Raw genomic sequence first — 24,838 nt, forward strand, 5'->3', positions numbered from 1 at the left:
TGTCCTATTAAAGATCGTTACCTGCATAAGACAAATCGAAACTTTTGTTGCAGACGGGAAAATCAGGGATGATATTCCCCAGGACGGCAAACGACAAACCGGGCCAATTATGGAATGAGGGGTCGACAATCTTGCAGCGATCAATCTGTCCGTCGGCCACCTTGACCCAATAAAGAACAGGCCCTCTCCATGCCTCCACGGCGCCGAGGGCGCATGCCGGCGCGGCAAGAGAAAAATTCGCGGCCAAGGCCCCCTCTATGTCCGCCAGCCTGTCGGCAAAATAGATGATCAGGCGCGCCGACTCATCAACCTCCTCCATCCTGACTCGGAGACGAGAAAGAACATCTCCTCTTTCCTGCGTGATCATGCGGAAATCGGACCCCGCATAGACATCCGGAAAGGTCTTGCGCAGGTCGACGGCGATCCCGGAGGCGCGGGCCGCCAGGCCCACAATCCCTAAGTCCCGTGCCGTCTTTTGACGCAGAACGCCGGTATCGTCAACGCGATCCATGAACGAGACGCTTGCCAACAGCATCTGCTTAAGTTCCCCATGATCGTCGCAAACAGACAAAATCTCGCACAACAGCGCCTGGATATCCTGGCGCGAAAACGCGCGGCGAACCCCTCCGATGCGGTTGACACCTTTAAGATAGCGGCTGCCGGTTAAACGTTGGTTCAACCGCAGGATCTTCTCCTTGAGAACAGAGGCGAATTGCGCCGCAAAGCTGAATCCCACATCCACGGCGATACCGCCGATATCGGCGAAATGATTATAAAGTCTCTCCAGCTCAAGGCAGATCGCCCGTTCGTACAGCGCCCGGGCAGGAACTTTCAGGGCCGATGCTTTTTCGACAGCCTGACAAAACGCCCAGCTATGGCCGAAAGCGGTGTCGCCGGCCACGCACTCGGCCAGCCCGACCGCATCGTCAAACGTCTTATGCTCAAAAACTTTTTCGACACCGCGATGCGTAAAACCCAGGCGGATCTCCAGATTGACGATCGGCTCGCCGGCGGCGCTGAAACGGAAGTGGCCCGGACCGATGATGCCGGCGTGGACCGGACCGACAGGCACCTCAAAAATCCCTTCGCCGGCGACGCGATTGAAGCCGTAGACACCATCCGGCGCGACATGCGCCGGAAGAACAAAATCTTTTCTCAGGGGGAACAACCCCTTCGGCCAGACCTCGTCATGCAGATGCAGGCGTCTCTTATCAGGATGCCCCTGCGGCTCCAGACCGAACATCTCCTGGATCTCGCGCTCAAAAAAACTCGCCGAGTGAATATCCCGTGCCAGGGATGGGAACAACGGCCTGTCCTGCGGGATATCGGCGGTAAAGATACACCATTTCTGGAAGTCGCGGGCCAGAAAAACGCAATAAATCTCGAACGCATTCTTGGCAACTCTTTCGTCGGCCGCAAACATGGCCATGACCGCCGATGAAAACGTCTTGTGCGCAAAAAGGCAGGCGCGATGAAAATCCTCAAGCTTGAGACGGATAACAACCTCATCGGGATGAAGCTCGAAGGTCTCAACGATCATGACGCCCTGTGCCCTTAATTCCTCTATCACGCCCATGAATGTCTTCATAGCCCCCCTCCCGTGACAAGGCGGGATGCAGCAACAAGCAATGCCTGCAACGGTGTCGGCATCATGACGCCCAAAAGAACCAGAAGAAGCGCCAAGGACACAAAGACCAGTTTCATGCTTAGGGCCTCACCGCCGGACTCTATCCCTTTGGGCTTATGTCCGAATATCGATGCGCTCAAATGGAACATCAGGGCGCCGAAAACAACCGCCAGAAAAAGCAAAAGCAGGACCGCCGGGCCGTAGAGCCCCTTCTGGAAGCAGGCCGAGAGGATCATGAGCTTGCTCATAAAAATCCCAAATGGCGGCATCCCAACGAGGCTGAGGAGCCCGACAAGGGCCGCCGCCGCCGTAAAGGGAAGCGTCTGGACCAGACCGTGGATCATGTGAAGATGATGCGTCTTGTATTTCTTGACGGCGTTGCCTGCCGCAAAGAAAACCAGCGATTTGGTCACCGCATGGTTCAAGGCATGGAACATGGAGCCGAAAACTGCCAAGGGCGTCCCCACGCCCAGGGCGAAAACGATGATGCCGACATGCTCGATACTGCTGTACGCCAAAAGGCGCTTGAAGTCCTTTTGGGCCAGCAAGAAAATTCCGGCGACAGCGACCGAGAAGAGCCCGAAGAAAATGAAAAGACGCGACGTAAATTCCGGCCCCATCGCCTTGTTGGTGATCATGGCGAACCGGATGATCGCATAGAGAGAGGTCTTCAGAAGCACGCCCGAAAGCAAGGCGCTGACCGGGGTCAAGGCCTGGCTGTGGGCGTCAGGCAGCCAGGTGTGCATCGGCGCCAGGCCCGCTTTTGTGCCATATCCGACCAAGATGAACAAAAAGGCCACGCTCATAATCCGGGGATTAAGGCCTGCTGCGCGGCCCATGATGACGGACCAGTCGAGGGTCTTTGTGCCCGCCTGGGCGGCCACGGCATAATAGACCAGGACCGTCCCCAGGAGAGCGAGCGTGATCCCTACCGAACAGATGATGACATATTTCCATGCGGCTTCAACGGATGCCTTCGTATTGTAAAACCCGACGAGGAATGCCGATGCCAGTGTTGTCAGCTCCACGGCCACCCACATATGTCCCAGATTGTCCAAAAGGGGCACCAAAAGCATGGTGGCGGCAAAGACATTGAAAAGAATATCGTAGCCGCGGGCCTGCCTGACGGACAGGGCGCCTCCATCGATGTCTTCCTGCAGATAAGGCCGGGAATACACAAGGGCCGCCAAGTTGATCAAACTGATCAGGAGAATGAAAAAAGCGCTCAAGGCATCGGCCCGCAGGACGCCGCCGAAAGCAACAATGCCGCTTCCCGGGGAGATGCGATAAGCCAATATACCTGCCAAGGCGAGGAGGACGCCATGCGCCGCAAGATTGGCCATACCGCGCAGACGCGCAGGCAAAAGGGCCGAGAGAACAGCGGCCAGCACCGGAATAATGACGATCGAAAAAAGCAACATCGGCCCCTATCCCTTTAAATCCGTTAAACGGTGGACCTCTATGTGCGTAAAAACCTTGTTGATGCGGTACATAAAAATCCCCGTGATGATCGCGCAGACAAAAACGTCAAAGGCGATGACGATCTCGACGAAAAACGGCATCCCGCCGGCGATGGAGCTCGCCAAAAGGAATATACCGTTCTCCATCACCAGAAGCCCGACAATCTGTGTGAGGGCCTTCATCCGGAAGACCATGATGAAAAACCCGACCAAAACGACCGTGATGGAAACGACAAAGGCCGCAAAGACGACGGCCGGACTGTCGCTCACCAACCATGCGCAAAAAACCGCAGCCCCCCACGTCAAGAACAAGGCGGCGATCAACGACAAAAGAGGATTCAGGAACAACCCCAAGCGTTCATCCACCCTGATCTTTTTGACAAGATGATTCAAAAATGACGGAATCAGGATCACCTTCACCAGAAGCAAGAGCCCGGCGACGACGAAGACGCCTGCTTCCTTTTGCCGCACGGCAAAATCAAGCGTGACCAGGAAAAGAAATAAGGATTGCAGGCGGAAATTCTGGATCAACGCCGGGATCCTGTGACAGACAAGCATCGCGTACGTCAAGATCATGATTCCCGTTAGCAAAAAAAGCGTCATTGTGTCATACCTCTGTTAATATCCCAGGCCTGAGACCACCAAGGCCAGGACGGAAAACAGGAAAGCAAGCCCCAAAAAATCAGTAACCCTGAACAGCCTCATCTTTGCGAGGCCGATCTCCGTCAAACCCACGACGATGGCGCAAAGGATTATCTTTAAAACAAAAAATGCCGCACAGGCGACAGCAGACAACCCCGAAGAACTCCCTATCGGCCACGGCCAGAGGATGGCCCCCAGGAGCGAAAACCAGATCAACTGTTTGGCGTGCGCGGCCGTCTCCAGCATGGCCAGCGACGGTCCTGAATATTCCAGGAGCATCGCTTCGTGGATCATCGTCAATTCCAGATGCGTCTCCTGGTTGTCGACGGGAATCCGCGATGTTTCCGCAAGCACGACCATGAAAAGCGAGGCGGCTGCGATCATGCCGGAAAAAGACATGCCCATGGAACGCACCAACGGCTCGGCGGCGGAAGAAGAGCTGTGCGCGGCGACAACGGCGACGGCCAGAACAGCCGCAGGTTCCACAAAGCTGGCGATAAACATCTCGCGCGAAGACCCCATCCCCCCGAAGGCGCTGCCCGCATCCAGGCCAGCCAACGCCAGAAAAAAACGCCCCAGAGAAAAAAGGAAAAAGAGCGACAAGACATCGCCCATACCCGCCGCAGACAGGGAAAACGAGAAAACAGGAACAAACATGAGCGCGGCCAGCGTCGAACCCAGGACCACGGAAGGTGTCCAGCGAAAAATCCACGATGCCGTTTCGGAAACGACCTCCTCTTTTCTCATGTATTTGGCGATGTTGCGGTAGGGCTGCACGAGCGCAGCCCCCTGGCGCATCCGCAGGGCATTCTTCACCCGGCGGACGAAACCGCTGACCAACGGCGCAGCGAGAACCGCGATGCCTGCCTGCAATAAAAGCAAGGGTATCTTCATTACTGTCAGGGCCTCCCGAAAATAACGACCAGCACCAGGATCGTCACGAAAACATAAGCCAGGTACCAATGGATACTGCCCATCTGAAATCCGCGGACGTACTGCGCCAGCCTGAAGAGACCGCCAACCACGGGATCATATAGATATCTCTTAAAAACTGGCGTTGTGGACGTCTCGTAGCTGAATTCCTTGACGTGATAAAAAGAATCCCGTATCTTCTCGGTCTTGCGGTAGGGCAGAAGGAAAAAGCCGAAGGCGATCCGAAACGGCTTTGAAAATGCCGTGGCCGTGTATTCCGTGCGGTGATCCAGGCGGTAATAACCGCAGCCCCACGTCCTGCCGACCGTGACGGAATGTTTACGCGAGACCAGACGGACGAACGCATAAACCGCAGCTATGCCTGCACTCAACGCCAGCATAATCATGGGCGTACGCAGACAGGCATCCGTGCCCGGGAACCGGATCAGCCCCCAGGAACCGGACAAAAGCCCGTCCCAGACGGCCGGCGGCGGTTTTAAAAAACTCGCCGCCACGGCACAGAGCATTTTCCAGACGAGGCCGGCGCCTATCCCTAGGGCGACGGTCAACGCCGCCAAAAAAATCATGGCACTCCTCATGCTCAAGGAAACTTCCCCGGCCTCTGCGGCGGCGCGGCTCCTGGGCATGGCCAAAAACGCCACGCCGAAGGCCTTGACAAAACAGGCGGCGGCCAGGGCGCTTGTCAACGCCAGACACGCCATCATGCCGGCAAAAAACAGCTTTCCGCCCGAGGCCGCATCGCGCAACCCGGCAAAAAAGACCTGGAAGATCAACCACTCGCTGACAAAACCGCTCAAAGGGGGGAGCGCCGAGATGGCCATGGCTCCGACGAGAAACGACGCGGCCGTCTGCGGCATGCGCTTGATCAATCCACCCAGCTTCTCGATATCTTTGGTGCCTGTTGCCACATGGATGCTTCCGGAACACAAAAACAAGAGCCCTTTGAAAACCGCGTGGTTGACCGTATGGTAGAGGCCTGCGGCAAAGGCCGCACATGCCAAAACCCACCAGCCCCAATGCCAAAAGATCATGCCGGCGCCAATGCCCAAAAGGATGATACCGATATTCTCGACGCTATGATACGCCAGAAGCTTTTTGATGTCGTGTTCCATCAAGGCATAGATGACGCCCACGAGACACGAGATGCCTGCCGCCACAAGGATCGCACTGCCCCACCACACCGGCGGCACGCCCAGCATCCCGGCGATAAAACGCAGGATGCCGTAGACGGCCACCTTGATCATGGCGCCGGACATGATGCTCGAGACCGATGCCGGGGCCTGTGGATGGGCATACGGCAGCCAGATATGCAGAGGAACGATGCCGGCCTTCATGCCGAAGCCGGCAAGAAAAAGACCGAAAAGAATATTCTTTAAACCAACCGGGAATGCGGGGGCTGCGGTACGGATCCCCTCGAAATCCCACGTCCCGGCCTGGGCGTGCATCAGAAGAAAGGCCGCCAAAAGAAACGCGGTGCCGACATGGGTCATGACCAGATAGATTGTGCCCGCCTTGACGGACGCCTCATGCTCATGTTCGAAGACGACGAGGAAATACGACACGAGCGACATGAATTCCCAAGCGAACAGGAAAAGGATAAGATTGGCGCTGGCGACGACCGCCGCCATGGAAATGACAAAAAGGGCCGTCAGGCCTGTGGCAAGCGCAGTCCGACGCCTGGAAAATTGCCTGCGCAGATATCCTGCCGAGAAGAGAAGAGACGGGAGGCTGACCACGACGATGACGCCGAGAAAAAACAAGGCCAGCGGGTCAAAACACCATCGGCTATTTTGACTCAAGAAAAACATGCATGTTCCTGACAAGACAGGGGGTCTTTTTGAAAACGCGGCAGGGAAAAATACGAGGCCGGTGCCTATGGTCCCAATCTATACGATAAACGGCTTAACAACTTACCTGTACGTCGCACTCCGTCCGGCTTGGATTCCTGTCCACGGGCCGTCTCCATCCCGCCCCATCTGTCATGCAGGGGATGCGCGGCCGCAGGGAAAACAAACATGAATATTTTAGTCGCCGCGACTTTTTTGTCAATAGAATTTACGGCGCGTCTTGGCGGGGGCTTCAAAGATGGGGAGTTTTCGGGCGGATATTTTCTGCGGGATCTTCTGTTGGCAGGCGGGACAGAATTTTAAATCCTTTCTGTCGGTATCTGCGATGGTTTTAGAAAAATGCATGATGCAGGACGCCTGCGGGCAATGCGCAAGTCCGAAACTATGCCCGACTTCATGCACGGCCTCCTTGACGCCCCTCTCGCAAAACAAAGCGTTATTCCCGGCTGCGCTGTAAAATTCCGGCCTCAGGCGCGTCAAGGCGATCAGCGCGTAACCGGTGCGGGGATCTGTCAGGCCGAAAACAAAATCAAGGCCTTGCGCATAAACGTCGGCGTCGATGATCCCCAAGACCCTCTGTTCCTTTTTACAAATAGGGGCGCACGCCGCAAGCCCGCGAAAAACCGCCGCGGCGTCATACTGCCCCCTGTCTTCGTCAAAGCCTCCTTGCGGCAAAGGACAGCTTTGCGTCACCGCAACGTCCGCCGAAAACAAGCGGGACAAAACCTCTGCCAGATAATCCAGGCATTGCCCGTGAACCGAACCTATGGGCACAAGATATATCTTCATGTCAGACGCCTTGAGCCGCGGGCGGCGGCCGCTTTCAAAACGCAGCCCCGCCGTTCCCGGAAAGGACAAAATACAAAAATTTCAGCTGTGCGCGGGCCACAGCATCCTGATCTCCCGGTCCGTGTAGGCCATCTTAAGCGGACACGGCCTGCCGGCCCGCCTCAGCTTCTTCATTTCATCCTGGATCATGCGTGTGCGTGACCATATTTCCCGGCGAGGAACTTTGCGATCCAGCCGAAAAGCCCTCATCTCCGGCTTGTCCAGATAGCAGAAATAATTCACTTCGTCGAAATGATCGGCGAGCTGAAACGATGCGGCAAGGTCCTGGCGGGTCTCCCCGGGAAAGCCATAGATGATGTGTGTGATCAGGTGTATCGCAGGATTTAACCGCCTGATATCGTCGATGATCTTCAAGACGTCCTTCACGTCATAATGGCGGTTCATCCGCTTCAAGATCCCGGGAGAACACGACTGAAGAGGAATGCACATCTCGGCCACCTTCTGGCGGATGATCTCCTTGTCAATGGCCGGATAAAGCCTGGCCAGACGCTGGGGCTCGAAAAAATTAATGCTCAACCGGAAGTCTTTGTTCCGGAAAGCGGCGAGCAGGTTCAACAATTTCGCGAAATCGGTATTCTTGTCGACGCCGTAACTGCCGCAGTCATCGGCCAGAAGGACGATCCTCTTGTAACCCGCTTTAAGCCCGTCGTGGAATTCCGAGATCACTTCAGCCGGCGGCTTGCTCTTGACACAACTCCTGATCTCTTTATAATCGCAATACGTGCAGTTGTTGAGGCAGCCTTCACAGATATGGATGCAATAACTTCTGACAACGGCGCGTCCGCGGGCGAAAAACCTCCTGGTCAATGCATTGGTCCTGATGACATCCAAGGAAATCCGGGGATGAAAGATGTTATCGAAAAGTCCGTATTGCTCGACGGGGACGATCAGCGCGCGCGCAAACATCGCCCCAAGTCCGCGCCTGGTCGAAGCCAGGCAGCCGCAGACGATCATCTCTTTTTTGGGATACTTCTCGTAATATTGCCGGATCATCCGCATCGTCCTGTCTTCTTTGATACGGTCAAAACCGCATGTCGTCAAGACAATGACGTCTGCAAACGAAGGATTTCTGACGAGCTGAAACCCATTCTCCCGGAAATAATTATAAAAACGCGTGGTATCGAATAAATTTCGGGTGCATTCCGGATAGGTGGAACGCAAGAATATTTTCTTGTTCTTTGCCATTTTATCTGACCGTAAATTCATTAGACACGACGCTCAGCCACGGCCCCTGATTTATCGGAGGGGTTGCCGGCGCACGGTAGGAAATGCGAAGGCGATATGTTCCGGCCGCCGGCCGGACTCTTTCATGGGCGCCGCCTGTATAGATCCAAGGGTCCCACGCCCAGAACACACTCTCCTGGGGCCTAAGTTCTGCCGGGGCATCCATATCATAGACGCAAAATGGAGGACGACACCAAGCCGACAAGCTATCCCAGCCCCCCTGGACATTTTTCATCTCAACACCCTCAATGGCAAAAACAGGAGTCTGGCTTCCCAGGTGAGAAAAGATACTCTCCGGCGATCCGTTCGTTAAGCGGATCGTAACGATCTCTTGCGGCCTGTACTCTTTTTTATCCGTCGTGACGGAAAGACCGGTTTCGCCGAAGGAAAAACCTGCCCCGCCAAACCCTCCCAGCACCAATAACGCCGCAAGTCTCCACCACCGCATATCTCCCCCAATTGATAACACCGGCCGGCACCTTCTTGCTCCCCTTCCGTCAGAGCGGAGACGCCCCCTAGAGTTCTTTGGTCTTCAGAAACTCTCCCCGACCGTTTTTTAACGAAAAGAGCGAGGCCCATCCATATGCCGCAATGATGGCAATGAACGGCATCATGGGCACCCTGTATCTTTCCCCGACGTTCCACATCTCGACGATAATGGTCCCGCAGGCAAAACAGATGACGATCAGCAGCAAAAATTGATAATAGACGTTGCGCCTTATTTTCGTTACGCCGTAAAGAAAACCGCCCATCCAGAAGACCATCACGATATAACTGAATATTTTTCCTATCACGGCCAAGAGAGGACAATGGAGGTATTTGAAAGTTCCCGGCCTCGTGAAGAGAGACAGGGCGCAGCGCCAGCTCACATTGATATAATAAAGGAGGGGCGGCGCCCCCAGCGTGGAAGGATCCTGGTTTCTTGAATAGCTGTGAAACAAACCTCCAAAGGCCCCGCCGGTAACAGTCTCCATGGAGATGATGCTGCTGAATACGGCCTTATGAAAAATCAAGTAATTCCTTGTCTGCCACAACCCCAGCAAACCATAGGCCACCACCAGCAAAACAAGGGCGTGACCGGCCGCCCTTTTCCTGTTGCCGGTGACGTTTGCATATGCGATGAAGGCCGCCATGACCATCCCAAGAAAATAAGGGCCCGGCCTGACATACACAGCAGCGGCAAACGCCAAGCCGGTGAGCACCAGAAATTTCATCCTGCCGGTCTTCAGGTATTTAATAAAGCAAAACATCACCGACGTGATAAGAAGCAAAAACAGCGATTCCGTCAAGATCAGCAAAGAAAACATGGTGACGGCCGGCGAATAGAGAAAGATCGCTAAAGCCAAGAAGCCCAGCCGATGATCTATCTCCATGGCTGTCTTATATGTAATGAGGGCGGCAAGAACCGTCAGAAACACCTGGATCGCTATCACGCCGGCCAAGGGGATCCCCCACAACCAGTGCAGAACGCCGAGAAAAAACGGATAGCCGGGGGCTATAAAAAAATTGGGCTCCAGCTTCCCGTCTGCTCCGTGGCTGGCAAACACCCCCTCCGATACGATCGCCCTTCCTGTATCTAAATACTGGTAAGAATCGCGCACAAGCCTGGCGTGGGGAACATGGACGATGGAAAAATAAAGCAAAAAGGCTTTTATCAAAAGGGCGGCGCCAATGATCGCGATGAGATATTTTTTGTTCATTCAATGCCCTTGTTTTAAACCGGACAGATGCCCGTTGGTTATTGCCGGGACGATCGGCTCTATTTTAGCATCCTATCGCATATTCATATACATCATTGTTTATTTTGACCACGTCCGCCGAATCCCGCCGTGCGCGGAGCGAACGCCCATTCTTTCTGAAGAGACAGGGGGATATCGATTTTTCAAGGCTGGCCACACCAAAAAACCCTCTGCCACATTTTCATGGCAGAGGGCCAAAAAGACTGGGACGGCTTCCGGAATGGACCAGCCGGCCTCACTGTCCGCCTCGTCAAGAACCCGCGGCGGCGCCCCTCTGTTTTCCTTTGGACGCTTGTTGCAGGAAAAACGATCTGTCTTTCTTTAAAAACATCGCGGTCTCTTCAGGGAGGCGGTAAACGATATTCCCAGGCACAAGCCTGGCATAATATGATTTTTGCGCTGCATCGAAATTGCCAATCTCCAGCCGATATGAGACCGCGACCTCTTTCTTCTTGGCGTTCACAATGATCGTGGACGTCGGCTTATCGAAACCGTAGGTCGTGACGTTAGGGTCCATGACATCCCGGGCCTGGAGATCGGAGATTGTGCGCAAAAACTCGTCCATCCTGGCCTGGTCGACCGGAGCGCGGGGATCCGGCGGATCGAGCTGCCAACCGGCGGCCGCGGACGGGCCCTCTCCTGATTTTTTCAGGACAAAGGGACGCGCCGCCGGCGCCGCCTTGATCTCGAGGCGGTCTGCTGCCGCGGCGAGATCGCCGGGAAATATTTTAAGATCCAGGTACGATCGGGCGCGAAGCTCGGCCTTTGGATCCGACGACAAACCGAGGACCATCAAAAAATTCTTTTCAACAAGAAAAACCTTCTGGGCACCCAATACCCTGACAAAACTCTCGTTCCATGCCGCCTTTGTGAGACCTACGACCAGATGAACGGCCTCTTTGTCGGCCGTGTTCACAAGAACGATGTGCAGACCTTCGTTATCGGCGATCTGGAAGTCAGAAAACACAGCCTTGGAATCCGTGCGCAACTCCCCCTTGAGCCCGGAAAGATATTTGATCAGCTCTTCGGGAACGTTCTTTCTGGCCGGTGCGGAAAATTTGTTTTCAACGATCCATTCCTTGGCCGCGTTCCTGGAAAAAACGACCTTTTTGGCCTCGCTTCTCCCCTGATACACAATGACCTTGGAGATAAAATCTGCCGTGATCCTCGGCGTCAACTCGGAGAGCGTAGCTTCTTCGGCTTTTTCAAAAGGGATGGCCCGCGGCTTGACAACCGTCTTTTTCACAACGGCCAGGAGAACAAGGGCCCCTAAAACAACAAACAGGATGATCAGTTTTTTAAACTTCATAGGATCCGGCATCTGTTGCGGGCTAACGGCTGTGCGCCATGAGATAGAACTGCTTTTCTTTGCGGCGCAGGAAAAGTCTCAGAGATGCAAAGCCGATCCACAGGATCGGCACAAGAACGACGGCCATGAACCTTAGCCCCAGCTTCTGCGCATCGGAAAGCTTCTTGATATCGCGGCTCACTTCGGTCTTGGAACGGATCTGGACCACATCTTCTCCCAACGCAAGGCTATCCACCAGATTGGCAAAAAGACTCAGGTTGGCGGGATTGCCGATCAGACTGTCCGAGAACATCTTGGAGCAACCCACGACAACAAGCTTACCAGGCCTGGGCTCAAGCTTTTCTTCTGCCTTCTGAGGCGGCACCGCCTCTGCCTGAGAAGCATTCGACGACACATCGATCTTGCTGGGCCACGGCGGCACACCCTGGTCTGCAAATGTATTCGTAAACTGACCCTGTAAAATCATGCCTAGAACGAATTTTCCCCCGGTGTCCGCTTTTAAAAATCCAAGGGCATCCGGCTTCAGTAATCCGCCGGTATAAGGGACCTTCCAGCTCTCGGCGCTGGAGGTAAACAAGACGGTGGGGCTCAAATTTAACGATTTGACCACTTCGTCGGCCACATCCAAAGCCGATCCCCACATATAAAGGAAAGCGGGCTGACGGCGCATCAAAGGCAGCTTGGAATTCATCGTGTCCTGCCGCACCAGGATCTGGTTCGGCACCTTGACGGGTATCGAAACTGCAAACGGGCCGACCCGCTGCTCCGTCGAAACATTGACGATATCGCTGCTCTCGTCCATCAGCATATCTTCGTTGATCTTTATCCCCCATTTACCAAGAAGATTATTGATATCGAGGCTGAGCTTGAACGGCTGGACTTGGACACCCCGCGGCGGCACCATCTGGAAAGCATAATCATATCCTTGGGCGGCGACAATGACCGATCCCCCCTGGTAGAGATATTTATTGATCTCATACAACTGGCGGGCATTGAGGGAACCGGGATTGATCACCAAAAGTTCGGTCGCATCCGGCGGCAGAGGATCTCCCTCGGTCAAGGCGACGCGTTGATAATCATAGCCGTTATTGCTGACCAATGGCGCGATGTTCTTGTAATCGTCTTCGTACTGCGGCGAGGCCTTGCCGAGCTTGAACAAGAGCTGGTTCATTTCCGGGGTTACGTCGGCCCCCCTCAAGGGCGAGAACAGCACAATCTTCGGCTTGTGGTCGAATGTCATCTTGACGATGCGCGACAAGAGAAGATATTCGAGGTCCGGCAGCGTTTGCGGGACGATGCGCGGCAGGAGTTCCTCGCCTTTTTCCTTATAATCGATGGTCATGGCGGCATAGACGAGCTTGACGCCCACCTCATCCCTGTCAATGCTCTCCACCTGGAACGGCACAATGCCCTTTTCTTCCAAAGAACGCTCCAAGGAACCTTCCTCTTGCTTATTTGCCACAGCGGCGACCTTCTCGTCCGGCCCCTTGGCTTGCTCGATCAACTTGGCCGCGTCGATATGGATAATCTTGTAATCCAGCTTATTGTCGGAAACAAGCTTGAGCTCTTTGAGCCTTCCGGCGATCTCCTCCTCCATCGTCTTCATCATGGTCGGCATTTTGGCCGGCGGCGTCAGATAAACCCTGATCTCCACGGGTGCTTTCAGCTGATCAAGGATTCTCTTGGAGGCCGGGGAAACGGTATAAATCTTCCCTTCCGTCACGTCAAAACGGCCCCATTGGAGATCATGGACCAGCCAATTGAAGACAACCATGATGGCCAGGCCGACGACGACGGCGGTGCCGAAAACAAGCCGTGATTTCGGACGATACCGGCCCTCGAAGAACAAGCTGTTAAGGAAAATGAAGATGCCGCAACCCACGGCAAAGTAAATGATGTCCTTGATGTCGATAACGCCTTTATGGAAACCATCGAGGTGAGAGGCGGCGCCAAGGGTATTCATGATGAACGTTCCCGCGCCCGCGATCCATCCGTCGATCAACGAAGCGAAAAGATCCGTGCCGAGAAAATAGACCATAAAACAGCTCAAGACCGTCAGGACGAACGCCACGATCTGTTCCTTTGTCAGCCCGGAAATAAAAATGCCGATCGAAAGAAAGAGCCCTCCGACAAAAAGCGCCCCCAGATAGCCGCTGAAGACCACGCCCATGTCGGGTTTTCCGGTCATCAACAGCACGACGGGAATGGCGAAGGAACTCAGCAATGCGACGGCGTAAAAAACGAGACTTGCCAAAAATTTCCCGATCACCAGCTCCAGGGGGTTCATCGGAAAAGTCATGAGGAGCTCGAAGGTATTCTCTTTGCGGTCCTCGGCCCATAGGCGCATCGTGATCACCGGGATAAAAATAAAGAGGGTGAACGGCAAATTGTTGAAAAACAACCTCATATCCGCCTTGCCCAAGAGGAAAAACTGCGTCATGAACAAACCGTTGTTGATCGCCACAAACACAACGAGGTAGATGTAGGCGATCGCGGAATTGAAATAAGCGCCCGTTTCCCTTCTGAAAGTGGTCCCGATATTTGCGATGTTCATTTGTCCGCCGTCTTAAAAAGACTCAGGAAAACCTCCTCTAAGGAAGGCTCCTGCAATGCGAGCTCTTTCAAAACCCATCCTCTTTGCTTAACCGCCTGATTGACAAAGATGCCGACCTCGTCAAACGAGGAGGTCGTGCACAAAAATCTCACATGTGAGCCAGACTCCCCGGCAACCTTAATGTCTCTGACGCCGGGGATAGACCTTAGAACCACAAACGCCTCGTTCTTGGGCGCCGTGAGCGTCACATAGACGAGGCTCTCCTTGCCCTTGATCTTCTTCAATTCAGCGGGGGTATTGTTGGCGATGACTTTGCCGCGATCGATGATGATAAGCCTGTCCGCCACGGCCGACGCCTCCTGAAGGATATGGGTGGAAAAAATGATTGTCTTCGTCTTGGCCAGCTCTTTGATAAGCTGACGAATGCCGATGATCTGCATCGGGTCCAGGCCCGATGTCGGTTCATCGAGGATCACCACGCGGGGGTCATGAACCAATGCCTGCGCCAGGCCCACCCTTTGGCGGTATCCCAGGGAAAGCTCGCAGACCACATGCTTCCAGACACCGGCTATTTTTGTCGCTTCAACGACCCAGTCTATCCTCTTCTTCAATTCGTGGCCGGACAACCCGCGCGAACGGCCGACAAAATCAATGAACTCATCGACGCGCATGTCCATATACAAAGGAGGGGTCTCCGGCAGATAGCCGATGATCTTGCGGACAGCCAAAGGGTCTTGCGTCACATCGTGGCCGTCCACAACAGCCGTCCCGCGGGTGGGATAAATAAAGGTCGTCAGGATCCGCATGAGCGTGGTTTTGCCGGCGCCATTGGGCCCCAGTAGACCCACGATCTCTTTCTCGTTGACGTCGAAAGAGACGTCATCGAGGGCGATGGTCGAGCCGTAATGCATGGAAAGATTTTTTGAAGTAATCATCCTTTTAATTATAAAAAAAGGAATTATTTTGTCAAGAACGAGGCTGTTCTCGCGCGCCCGTCCGGGCGCGCTTCAGTATGTCTTTCTTCCTGGCGCCCGCGGGCAAGCCTCGCCCGTCCGCGGCGACCGGGAAATTCTGACAAAAGGTAACGATAGTGCTTATTTTCGGCGGATCAGCTTCACCATCCTCCCCAACATATCAAATCTCAGCGGATTAAGAAAGTACGCCTGGCGCAGAAAACGGCAAGCCTTCTGTGTCTTGCCGGCGCGCGCCATGTCCTTGGCCATCATGGTGTAGAATTTAAAAAGAAAGCGCCTGTCGCGCCGCATCTCCGGCAGCCACTTTTGAAGGATGCGTTCCCCTGTCTGCTCGGCGTATTTGTCCGGGACTTTGCCCTTCTGGCAGGTGTATACATGTTTGCGCAGCAGGATGTCGGCCAGGAAATACGCCGGGACCTTGCGCACCAGCCGCGCGAACATATCGAGGTCTTCCAAGGTCCAGAGCCCCTCATCAAAAAGTCCTGCGCTATCAAAACAACTCTTGCGCACCATCCAGGCGCTGGGAGGATTACAATAGATCGAAGCGGGAAAATGCCGGCCGACATGGACGTATCCGGATTTGATTTCTGGGGGAAATCTGGCGCTTTTGTTGCGGCCGATCTCGCAATAATTCACAAAGACAAGACCGGTCGCCGCACTCAGCGCTTCAAAGGCGCGCACCTGCGCGCCCAGCTTCCCCGGGAGATATTCGTCGTCGGAATCGAGAAAGGCGATAAACGTGCCCTGGGCCGCCTGGATGCCTGTGTTGCGCGCGGCGGCGGCGCCCTTATTTTCGCTGCGGGCAATATAGCGGATCCGCGCATCCCGCAGCCCATCGACCACCTGGTGTGTCTCGTCAGCGGATGCATCGTCGACCACGATGATCTCCAGGGGCTCGTATTCCTGCGCCAAGACACTTTTGATCGCGCGCGTAACGACGGCGGCCCGGTTATATGTAGGAATGATGACGCTGACCAGAGAAGGCATATGTTTTTTCGCTGAAGGCAACAGTTGGCCCCTAAGGAATACGATTTTTTTATTTTACCCCAAAACAAAACCCCCTACAACGTATTTCATTGCAGGGGGTTAGGAAGCTCAAGCGCCCTTCGCGTGCGACTGTCGCTCAAACGCGTTGATCGACCAGCTTACCATGAATGGCCTTTGTAGGCAGCCTGCCCTTTGTCAGATGTTTCTGTGCCCAGCCGGTCCTAACATTTTCCCTTGTATCCACTTCTGCCATGTAGGGCTTGATGTCAAGCAAGGGCGTTCCATCCAGCATATCCACTTCAGAGAACGTCATGACGTTATTTCTTATCTTTTCTATTTTGACGATGGAAAACCCGATATGGTTCGGCCGGTGGGGGTTTCTCGTAGAGAAGACTCCATGGATAACGTCTTCCATGAATGGTTTTGTCAGCAGCCTTTCTTCTTTAGACTTGTGGATATGCCAAAGGAGAATCGCATGAGAAAAACCCTCTAGGTCTTTTAATCCTTCCACGTATTTTTGCAAAAGAATTGCCTTTCCTTTAATTTTTGGCTTGAATTTTCCCTGGATGGGCATGCCTTTGTGCGTCTTATAGGGCGTTCGAATTATACCAATCGGCCTGATTATGATCTTTTTCATTGTCGTGTTCTTTTCAGAACGTCACAACTTTGTCGCTTTCCTTGATGATCTCATACATGTCTCTCATAGTGTTGATCGGACACATCTCCGAGCCTTCCTGATCGCGGGATTTGATGCATGTGCCGCAGGCAAGAATCTTGCCTCCGGATTCCAAGAATTTCTCGGCTTGATCGATCGTATTAAATTTCTCGGTGCTTATCTTCTGGTATTCGACGCCCTTTCCTGTCAAAAAAATCTTAACTTCGTCCTTCTGTCCAAGACAGAAATTCGCATACCGAAGGGCATTCCAGCAGGTCTCCGCATCGTTGGTTGAGATGATAATTCCGATCTTCATCCAAACCTCCTGGTTTAAGCGATCTTCATGGCTTGAACCGGACAAATCTTGACACAACCGCGCAGGCGGTCGCATTTCGATTCATCGGCGACCTTGCATTTTCCGCCTTTTGTATCGATATATAGGATTTTCTTCGGGCAAAGCGATACACAAGCCCCGCAGCCGATACAGCGTTCTTCGTTAATCATAACGATCCTATTCATGCGGGTGGCAGCCGTGCTGCGCGCAGGCATTCTCAACAGTTACCTCTTCCAGCTCTTGCGCCTTAAACTTTTCTATGATCTCTGCGACCGTTTCGGCGTTCGCGCGAAACGCCTTGAGGCCGGCTTCGTTGAGCTTCTGCACGGCCCTTGCCCCCATTCCCAGGCACACAACGGCGTCTATCGACGAGGTCCCCAGGACGCCGATCGGATGACACATCCCATGGGAGTGATGGGCATTCGTATTATCGACGACGCGGACACTCTTGTTTTCCGTATCGTAAATCGTAAAAAACGGCGCGCTGCCAAAATGACCATGCACCTTGGCATACAACCCTTCCCTGCTTCCTGTCGGTATGCAGATTTTCATTTCATCTCCCTTGTTCAGTAATTTTCGCTTAGAATTTCATAAAACGCCTGCGGGTGTTTGCACGCAGGGCACTCCCTGGGGGCTTCGGGGCCCTCAAAGACATAACCGCAATTGATGCAATGCCACTTGACCACCATCTGTCTCCTGAAGACTTCGCCATGGGCGATGTTGTTGATAAGCTTCCTGTACCTTGCCTCGTGGAATTTTTCTACTTTTGAGATCTGCTCAAAAGAACGCGCTATCTCCGGAAAGCCTTCGTCTTTGGCCGTCTTGGCGAAATCCGCATAAAGCGTCGTCCATTCCAGGTTTTCGCCGGCCGCGGCCTCCTGCAGGTTATTCCTGGTGTCCCTGATCGCCCCGGCGGGATAGGACGCCGTGATCTCTACGTCTCCGCCTTCCAGGTATTTAAAAAATACCTTGGCGTGCTCTTTTTCGTTTTCCGCCGTCTTGATAAAAATATTGGCGATCTGTTCATAGCCTTCTTTTCTGGCGGCCGAAGCAAAATACGTATACCTGTTCCTGGCCTGGGATTCTCCGGCAAATGCCGCCAGAAGGTTTTTTTCCGTCTTTGACCCTTTAACCGACTTGTTCATCGCCGTCCTCCTTTGTCGATCTTGACGACGCCGCCCTCTATCTTTAATGCCTTGGCATGGATAAGAACATCCGCGATCTTTCTATGGGCCGCCTGGATGATGTTGCCGAAAGTCTGGCGGGAGATGTTCATTTTCTTGGCTGCGTCTTCCTGATACAGCTCTTCAAAATCTGCAAGCCTTATTGCCTCCAGCTCGTCTAAGGTCAGGTGGACCTCCTCTAAGTCATCCACCGGAATGCCGCGGGGCTTGAAGTAGCTCGTATCAGGGCTGCATCTTATTCGTCTACAACGGCAAGGTCTGGGCATATCCCGTCCCGTTAGTTATTGGCATATGCCAATAATAACACCTCTCTGGCACCCCGTCAAGACAAAACAAAACCCCTGCGATGGATTGGATCGCAGGGGGCAAGAATGGCTGCCCCGCTTGGGTCGCTCGGTTTCCACCTCGCTCCCCATGGGGAACCTAACGGTCCCCCCTCTGGCGGGCTCATCCGCTTGCGCGGATTCGCTCCTGTCACCCCTCCCTCGATCTTCTCAGCGCCTCTTAAGGGGAAACGGTCTTTCCCCTTAACAACCCTTTTTTCCAAGCGGGTCCCTTTAAAAAATTTGAGCCCCGGGATAAACCCGAGGCTCAAAATTTGGCTGCCCTTCGCACTCTCGGCCAAAAAATCCGCTGAGATTTTTTGGCCTTGCGAAGGACGCCAAATTTTTACAGAGTAAAAATTTGGCTGCCCCTATTGGACGAGTTTCGCAACTGGCTGCTCCAGCCAGAATATTCTTCTGTGTTCTAAGTTATCGAGCCATCCCAAGAGGCTACCCCAAGAAAATCCATTTGCTTTGGCTCAAAAGTTAGCCCCCTACAACTAACCTTTTTCCCTATGTTATCAGCAACTTGCTGCGATTGATCAAATACTTTAACTTTAATTGGCCGAATATACTGGCCTTCCTCCAGATGAGTAGTCCTATTGCTTGATATGCCCATCCTAATAGTGAGCTCGGCGAAGAAGTCTAATTCGGGGAAAGAATAACCTATTATATTAATTTCATCTGCCTTCTTTAATTCTTCGAAGGCTTTAGACCAAAGATCATGAATCCCCTCAAAAACTTTAAAGTAAGTGGGTGGAACAATGAAGGGAATTGCGTTTGTTTGTAACTCAAACTGTTCGATGGTATCTCTCAATCCTCGTAACGCACAATAATATATACGACCCTTGCTAATATCGTCATTTTGCATTTGTTTATAAAAATCGCCTCTCGGCCTTAAATGTGGAGGGAAGAAAAACCAATTAACGGAGCCATGCAACTTATAAATCGTTAATTCTCTGCCAGAATATCCTTGTGTATTCCTATACTGCCAACCGATGCCTAGCTCGTCCAACACTGATTCTAAGAGACAGTCCCAGTTAAATGTAAAAATTAGATCTTGAGCAGGATTCAATCTTGCAACAAATGAATTATAAAAATCCGTTCTCTGCTTATTTTCAACTTTTTCATTAAGATAGAAGGCAAGAATCAATAACCAGCCTTTCCTAACAAAGGAATATTGTTCTACCAGTATTCCTTCTTTTAAACCGGCGTCTAACAAACTAATGAATTTTTCAAAATTAGTCTCTGGTTCTCCAGATGGATAAAGCATCGCATCCACGACGGCATATTCTTTTTCAAATTCTTGAAGGCATGGCAAATTTCTGTCTCTTAAATCCTCACAGTAAAATCTTCTTAATTCTGCGAAGAGATTGCTGATAGCAGGCAGACCTGCCGGGACAGAAAATCCAGCTCCTAACATAAATATCCTTTTCATCTCTTTCCTCAGAACAAAACTCTCTGTAATTTATTAAATCACAGAGAGTTAGATAAATAAAACTGCCCGAACTGGACGCCAGACGAACTTCACAACTCCAAGTGATACATATGGTTGTGAGAATTTACACTCGCAGGAGCAAGAAACAATTAATCCGTTTTGGCGATCCTTTGCCTGAGAAACCTCAGCGGGCAAAGCGAATTTATCAAAATGTTATCTACGAAGGCCTCAAACTTCAAGCCTTCATTAATAACGGTACTTCCAGAATAACTTGGGCACAAACCCGTAAAGAGTTAAAAATTTCAGAATCCAAGTTAGCACACTTATTGAAAATAATCAATCAGTTACCGGCCGATTTCGTCGAAAACATGAGATCATGCGACAATCCGGAAATCCTAAAAATCTTCACCGGTCGAAGACTATTGCAAATCTCTCGCCTGAAAACCGAGAAAGAACGACGAAAAGAAATCGATCGTCTATTACCGAGAATTTAGATATCTTTGCCCTTTATATTATTGAATATTATCTATCTCTTTTTCTAAAGCACGGTATTTGTCTCTAACATCTTCGCCTAAGTAGAAATCGAGCATATCCTTCTTACTTAATTTTCCATCTTTAAGAAACTTGGTTAAATATGCCTGATTGAATTCCATAAGCATCATACTTCTTTCTAACTGTTTCAAAATCTCTTTATTGTTTGCTATATTCGCCTCTACAAGTCTTTTAACGTTCAAGATATCATTAATGTCCTTGATAATGCGATTGATAATCATAGAAAGAAATTTCGTATCCAATTCCACGCCTTTGGCATTCAACGCAATATCCCGAGCCAACATATATGCGATCGCAAGGTTCGAATAGTCACCGGACTGAGAATTGATCACTGCAACGAAACCAATACCCTTAATATAACCAACATTTTCATATGCTTTCAGAATGCTATTATCAATTAACGATATATCAAAAACAATTATGCCAACCTTAGAGTCCCTGTTAACTTGGGCTTCTAATAACTGACTCCAAGCTGTGTCCATCTTTTTTGTAAAAATATCCTTGGACTCAATATCCCCAAGCCTTATACTCTTATCAAATTTGCATTCAATGGCTATCCTTAAACTTGGGTCCCCGTTTAGCTCACAAATAATATCTCCTGTTTTATTCTTTGGCAAAACACCAGTAGCATTTCCAATCAAAACGGCTTTATCGTTAATTCTTCTTGACGTAAAGTAGTTATTTAAGAATTCCGCTACTTGGTCTTCTGCAACAAACCCCTTTACGGTTGTCTTATAAAATAACTCCTTTTTCATTTCAAAAATCATTTTCAAACTCTCTAGCTCAGTCCCAAGTTCATTCGTCGTCTTGGCAAGAAAAGCAGAAATCCTATCTTCCATTAATGCTAATACCCCTATATAAATTGCACGGATGAGCTTTTCGTCCCTCTCATCTACTGGGATATTATTAAAAAAATTAAAAACTACGTTATTCGATAACTCAAAATCTTTTATCTCTATCCTGCCTAGCTTCTGATTTAAATTAATAACAGCCATCGCCACTCCTTCTATCGAATTTTATTCTGCCGATATCGCTTATAAATATTTTGGTGTGCATACGTCCCATGAGAGTCGGCCGCCATCAAGCCATCATATTCATGTTGAGGAACATCAAAATATTCATAGGCTGAGCCGTCCTTAAATTCAATATACAACACTGCTGAGTCGGGATCATATCCTATAGCCGCCAAATTAGAAGAATTAACTGGTATCATTTCCATTTTTTACCCCTTTTTCAGATGTTTTTGTTCTCTCCAAGCCTTAACAATATTCTTGTAGTGCTCTGCTTTTACAGTAAACTTCTTGCGCCAACCTTCAACCAGCTTAGGATCATTGCTGCTCGGCCGAGGTTCCACAAGTTCAATTCTAACCCTCGAAGGGATATTTATTGCCTCGCCAACAATTATCGCTTCACCAATCCTTAAGGATGGCAAAAGCTCCATTAAACTATTCATATTATTAGGTGAGGCAGATTGAACGTTATTTTTGTCACTACTATTGGTAAGCCTCAATGCAACGAATGTGCCTACTTGAGCAAGAATTGTCTCCGAAATTTCTGACGGCCTTTGAGTTACAACCATTGCTCCGACGCCAAATTTCCGCCCTTCCTTATATATCTTTTCAACAGAGCGCCTTGCATACCCATATATATGCGAACTGCTTTCATTCTTTGGTAAATAAGAATGCGCCTCTTCGAAAACCATCAATATTGCTCGGTTCCTTCCGGTATAATCTTCATGTCTACCCCAATACATTGAATCAAAAATTAACCGTGTTATTAAACCTACCGTTATATCGATTAACTCGAAAGGCACCTCATTTAAATCCAATATGGTAAGACGCTGGGCATGATCAATCCAGTCACGGAGAAGTTGATCTATGTCATGCTTGCTTGTAGTATCATAAAAATCTCCGGGATTAAACATAAAGTCAAAGCGCGTATCTTTCAGACGAGAGAGTATTTTCATTTCGTAAGCATACATCGTCTGTTCTTTAGATTTAAAAGGCGCGACGGCTCCCATAGAATAAGGTTTAAATCTTGCCGGTATTAATTTTTGTGGATCTCCCTCTGCCTCCAACTCTTCTTTATCTTTTGTCTGCTTGTCGGCTGTAGCCTCAGAATAGGTTGCATTAATTTCCCTGTTAAAGTCATACCACATCTTCCTTATGTCGAATGGGATGGGTGAATCCGCGGTAACAAAATCCACATTGACATTACCCGCCTTCAACCTGGATGCATTATCTTTCTTTAGTTTAACAACTGCTTCGCGCAATTTCTTGTCCTCTGGTTTTTCGCTACCGGCTTGTCTTCCAACCAAGAAAAACGAAAGCTCATCAAAAGACATTGCCCAAAAAGGAATATACAAAGGACTTTGGTCGTCATTTATCTTGAATACCTTAGCCTCTGTTCCAAATGCAGAAGAATACTCTCCATGAGTATCAACCAAAACCACCCTCGAACCTGGGTAGTCATTCAAAATGCGCTTTAGAATATGTGCAGTCGTATTTGATTTACCACTACCGGTAGAGCCGAGAATAGCGCTGTGTCGCAAGATAAAATTATGCAGATCCAAATAAACAGGAAGATTCTCAGAAGAAGAGTGTTTCCCTATCTCAATCGTCCCTGCGCTATGATCACCGTAAATAATTCTAAGGTCATCTTCTGTTACAATATGGACTTCATCATTAATCGTGGGATATGTCCCTACTCCCTTTTTAAATACATCTCCTCCCAATTGTTCACCAATAAGCTGAACCTGCAAAAATCTGGAACCATAATCCGGCTCGTACTTGTTGACTTCAATTAAGGAAGGGGTATTGCTGACAGAAGAAACTATCCCAAACAACGTCAGTCCCCCTACCGGAATTTTTACAAATGTCCCAATTTGTCCAAGCTTATATAGCCGCCCATTAATAATCGGCGTTGCTGAAGGGATATCTCGAGAAATCTCAACTTCAATGCTTGAACTATTAACATTAATTACTTTGCCTAAATATGTAATTTCATTTATCATTTGATTCCTTCACAACCTCTTCGATTTTTTCCTGCTTACCAGATATCTCCATTAAAAACCTGACCATTTCTTTGAAATCTCCTATTTTTAGACGATTGCCGCCAACATCCCAACAAGCATCTAACAAATGGTCTGTCTTATTTTTCTTCCACTCGCCCAAGAAACCTCTAATTATAGCTTTTCGGGGTCCGATTGCTGTAAAGTTCAGAAAAGTCCCGAGTTCGCTTATTTTCGCCAAATCGTCGTCGGAAAAGAAAAATCCTATAATATGAAGTCTGTTATTTTGTTTCAAACTATCAATAATTACGGCATTTATATGCTCATCAGAAAAAGAATATCCGTTTATAACAAAAATTCCCTCTCCATCCTGTAGAAAAGTTCTAAGCCGATCAAAATAAGCGATGAAAGGTTGTTTTCTAGAAGTCTCGTACTTTTCTTTTGACGGATAAATTACCAACTCATTTTCATTGTTAGATTTTTTCGATTCAATCCCAAGTCGAACAACTTTGTTGGGTTTCCCTTTAGCATTTTTCTTCCAGAACCAATTGATCGAGCCATGTAGCTTCCAAAATCTTATCCAAGAAACCGGTGGAATATCGTATGTATTCTTGCTCTCAAGACTCTCCGGAAAAAAGAACGGCTGATAAGCACCGACAAATCCATCAAAATAGGGGATATGCAAACTCTCTAGCGCCTTCTCAACAACCAGGTCATAATTGGTAGTAAAAACTTCTTTGGCATAATCTCTACTCAACCAATTTAACCATGTCACAAATTTCTTTGTATGCGATAAATCAACACTTCTCTCCTCTTCGCCTATAATCTCGTAAATACGATTGCATATTTCCATATCCAAATCGAGAGCATCTTTTCCGCTTACCTTCTCAAAATTTCTGTCCGGGCTATCATTTGCAAGCTGTCGAATCAAACGTACTTGATCAAGAATCTGCTCAATCGTTAATGGATCGTCACCTTCTTTTACGCTTAATCCAGTTTCGACATTTTTTAAGATATTCTTTTGTTTCTCTCCCAGCTTCTCTCGAACTTTTTTTGTTAGCCCAGCGAGATCGGATATATTTAATGCCTTCGAAGTCCCGGCCCCCAACAAGAATCCAATTCTTTTAACATAAGAAAGCTGATTTCTTACTTCGCAAATTTCTTTTTGTGGGTCATAAAATATTTCATTTGCCATAT

General features: G+C 50.2%; 25 protein-coding genes. 1 reads left to right on the forward strand and 24 read right to left on the reverse strand.

The genetic code is table 11. The features are described from left to right. Nucleotides 1-7: 7 nt before the first annotated feature. The 20 genes from BU251_RS08455 to BU251_RS08550 all read right to left on the reverse strand — a co-directional run bounded on the left by BU251_RS08455 (nucleotide 8) and on the right by BU251_RS08550 (nucleotide 20,079). Nucleotides 8-1,588: a hydrogenase large subunit gene (locus tag BU251_RS08455; protein WP_128700745.1), complete on the reverse strand. Its 1,581-nt coding sequence runs from the start codon at nucleotides 1,586-1,588 to the stop codon at nucleotides 8-10. Continuing rightward, nucleotides 1,585-3,048 carry a hydrogenase 4 subunit F gene (locus BU251_RS08460; RefSeq protein ID WP_128700746.1) on the reverse strand — a complete coding sequence of 488 codons (1,464 nt, stop codon included), beginning with the start codon at nucleotides 3,046-3,048 and terminating at the stop codon, nucleotides 1,585-1,587. The genes BU251_RS08455 and BU251_RS08460 overlap by 4 nt, the downstream gene beginning before the upstream one ends. Nucleotides 3,049-3,054: 6 nt before the next feature. After that, a complete protein-coding gene (locus BU251_RS08465) occupies nucleotides 3,055-3,663 on the reverse strand; it encodes a hypothetical protein (protein WP_128700747.1) in 609 nt (202 codons plus the stop codon). A 42-nt stretch (nucleotides 3,664-3,705) separates the two neighbouring features. Continuing rightward, nucleotides 3,706-4,623, reverse strand: coding sequence for a respiratory chain complex I subunit 1 family protein (locus BU251_RS08470; protein WP_128700748.1), 918 nt, complete (start codon nucleotides 4,621-4,623; stop codon nucleotides 3,706-3,708). Between the two features lie 5 nt (nucleotides 4,624-4,628). Continuing rightward, nucleotides 4,629-6,470: a proton-conducting transporter transmembrane domain-containing protein gene (locus tag BU251_RS08475; protein WP_128700749.1), complete on the reverse strand. Its 1,842-nt coding sequence runs from the start codon at nucleotides 6,468-6,470 to the stop codon at nucleotides 4,629-4,631. Between the two features lie 237 nt (nucleotides 6,471-6,707). Further along, nucleotides 6,708-7,298 (reverse strand): archaemetzincin family Zn-dependent metalloprotease, encoded by a 591-nt coding sequence (locus BU251_RS08480; RefSeq protein ID WP_128700750.1) that lies wholly within the window; start codon nucleotides 7,296-7,298, stop codon nucleotides 6,708-6,710. An 81-nt stretch (nucleotides 7,299-7,379) separates the two neighbouring features. Continuing rightward, the gene (locus BU251_RS08485) at nucleotides 7,380-8,543 is read right to left on the reverse strand and encodes a radical SAM protein (protein WP_164908939.1); all 1,164 of its coding nucleotides are present in this window, start codon (nucleotides 8,541-8,543) and stop codon (nucleotides 7,380-7,382) included. A 1-nt stretch (nucleotide 8,544) separates the two neighbouring features. Then, the gene (locus BU251_RS08490; RefSeq protein WP_128700752.1) at nucleotides 8,545-9,030 is read right to left on the reverse strand and encodes a hypothetical protein; all 486 of its coding nucleotides are present in this window, start codon (nucleotides 9,028-9,030) and stop codon (nucleotides 8,545-8,547) included. Nucleotides 9,031-9,097: 67 nt separating this feature from the next. Then, entirely contained in the window at nucleotides 9,098-10,282 is a 1,185-nt protein-coding gene (locus BU251_RS08495; RefSeq protein WP_128700753.1) for an ArnT family glycosyltransferase, read from the reverse strand. 289 nt (nucleotides 10,283-10,571) lie between these two features. Further along, a complete protein-coding gene (locus BU251_RS08500) occupies nucleotides 10,572-11,630 on the reverse strand; it encodes a DUF4340 domain-containing protein (RefSeq protein ID WP_164908940.1) in 1,059 nt (352 codons plus the stop codon). A gap of 22 nt (nucleotides 11,631-11,652) precedes the next feature. After that, the gene (locus BU251_RS08505; RefSeq protein WP_128700755.1) at nucleotides 11,653-14,184 is read right to left on the reverse strand and encodes a Gldg family protein; all 2,532 of its coding nucleotides are present in this window, start codon (nucleotides 14,182-14,184) and stop codon (nucleotides 11,653-11,655) included. After that, the gene (locus tag BU251_RS08510; protein WP_128700756.1) at nucleotides 14,181-15,119 is read right to left on the reverse strand and encodes an ABC transporter ATP-binding protein; all 939 of its coding nucleotides are present in this window, start codon (nucleotides 15,117-15,119) and stop codon (nucleotides 14,181-14,183) included. Before BU251_RS08510 ends, BU251_RS08505 begins: the two co-directional genes overlap by 4 nt. A 159-nt stretch (nucleotides 15,120-15,278) precedes the next feature. Continuing rightward, on the reverse strand, nucleotides 15,279-16,145 hold the full coding sequence (locus BU251_RS08515) for a glycosyltransferase family 2 protein (protein ID WP_128700757.1): 867 nt from the start codon (nucleotides 16,143-16,145) through the stop codon (nucleotides 15,279-15,281). A 136-nt stretch (nucleotides 16,146-16,281) separates the two neighbouring features. Continuing rightward, a complete protein-coding gene (gene tsaA, locus BU251_RS08520) occupies nucleotides 16,282-16,782 on the reverse strand; it encodes a tRNA (N6-threonylcarbamoyladenosine(37)-N6)-methyltransferase TrmO (protein WP_128700758.1) in 501 nt (166 codons plus the stop codon). A gap of 13 nt (nucleotides 16,783-16,795) precedes the next feature. Further along, the gene (locus BU251_RS08525; protein ID WP_128700759.1) at nucleotides 16,796-17,116 is read right to left on the reverse strand and encodes a DsrE family protein; all 321 of its coding nucleotides are present in this window, start codon (nucleotides 17,114-17,116) and stop codon (nucleotides 16,796-16,798) included. 14 nt (nucleotides 17,117-17,130) lie between these two features. Next, the gene (locus BU251_RS08530) at nucleotides 17,131-17,319 is read right to left on the reverse strand and encodes a 4Fe-4S dicluster domain-containing protein (protein WP_164908941.1); all 189 of its coding nucleotides are present in this window, start codon (nucleotides 17,317-17,319) and stop codon (nucleotides 17,131-17,133) included. Then, the gene (locus BU251_RS08535; protein ID WP_128700761.1) at nucleotides 17,312-17,686 is read right to left on the reverse strand and encodes a NifB/NifX family molybdenum-iron cluster-binding protein; all 375 of its coding nucleotides are present in this window, start codon (nucleotides 17,684-17,686) and stop codon (nucleotides 17,312-17,314) included. Before BU251_RS08535 ends, BU251_RS08530 begins: the two co-directional genes overlap by 8 nt. Before the next feature lie 14 nt (nucleotides 17,687-17,700). Continuing rightward, complete coding sequence (gene rbr / locus BU251_RS08540) at nucleotides 17,701-18,279, reverse strand: rubrerythrin (protein WP_128700762.1); 579 nt, start codon at nucleotides 18,277-18,279, stop codon at nucleotides 17,701-17,703. Beyond that, on the reverse strand, nucleotides 18,276-18,584 hold the full coding sequence (locus BU251_RS08545; protein WP_128700763.1) for a DUF134 domain-containing protein: 309 nt from the start codon (nucleotides 18,582-18,584) through the stop codon (nucleotides 18,276-18,278). The genes rbr and BU251_RS08545 overlap by 4 nt, the downstream gene beginning before the upstream one ends. Before the next feature lie 481 nt (nucleotides 18,585-19,065). Then, nucleotides 19,066-20,079 carry an SIR2 family protein gene (locus BU251_RS08550; RefSeq protein WP_128700764.1) on the reverse strand — a complete coding sequence of 338 codons (1,014 nt, stop codon included), beginning with the start codon at nucleotides 20,077-20,079 and terminating at the stop codon, nucleotides 19,066-19,068. Nucleotides 20,080-20,189: 110 nt separating this feature from the next. Between BU251_RS08550 and BU251_RS08555 the strand changes: the two genes are divergently transcribed. Then, nucleotides 20,190-20,573: a hypothetical protein gene (locus tag BU251_RS08555; protein ID WP_128700765.1), complete on the forward strand. Its 384-nt coding sequence runs from the start codon at nucleotides 20,190-20,192 to the stop codon at nucleotides 20,571-20,573. An 18-nt stretch (nucleotides 20,574-20,591) separates the two neighbouring features. Here BU251_RS08555 and BU251_RS08560 read toward each other — a convergent pair whose 3' ends face one another. The 4 genes from BU251_RS08560 to BU251_RS08575 are packed head-to-tail and all read right to left on the reverse strand — an operon-like array spanning nucleotide 20,592 to nucleotide 24,836. Beyond that, a complete protein-coding gene (locus tag BU251_RS08560; protein WP_128700766.1) occupies nucleotides 20,592-21,626 on the reverse strand; it encodes a hypothetical protein in 1,035 nt (344 codons plus the stop codon). 11 nt (nucleotides 21,627-21,637) lie between these two features. Then, nucleotides 21,638-21,850, reverse strand: a complete 213-nt coding sequence (locus BU251_RS08565) for a KTSC domain-containing protein (protein WP_128700767.1) — start codon at nucleotides 21,848-21,850, stop codon at nucleotides 21,638-21,640. 3 nt (nucleotides 21,851-21,853) lie between these two features. Further along, a complete protein-coding gene (locus tag BU251_RS08570) occupies nucleotides 21,854-23,644 on the reverse strand; it encodes an ATP-binding protein (protein WP_128700768.1) in 1,791 nt (596 codons plus the stop codon). Then, complete coding sequence (locus tag BU251_RS08575) at nucleotides 23,634-24,836, reverse strand: SIR2 family protein (protein WP_128700769.1); 1,203 nt, start codon at nucleotides 24,834-24,836, stop codon at nucleotides 23,634-23,636. Before BU251_RS08575 ends, BU251_RS08570 begins: the two co-directional genes overlap by 11 nt. Nucleotides 24,837-24,838 lie beyond the last annotated feature (2 nt).

The sequence above is a fragment of the Candidatus Velamenicoccus archaeovorus genome (assembly GCF_004102945.1).
Classification (GTDB): domain Bacteria; phylum Omnitrophota; class Gorgyraeia; order Velamenicoccales; family Velamenicoccaceae; genus Velamenicoccus; species Velamenicoccus archaeovorus.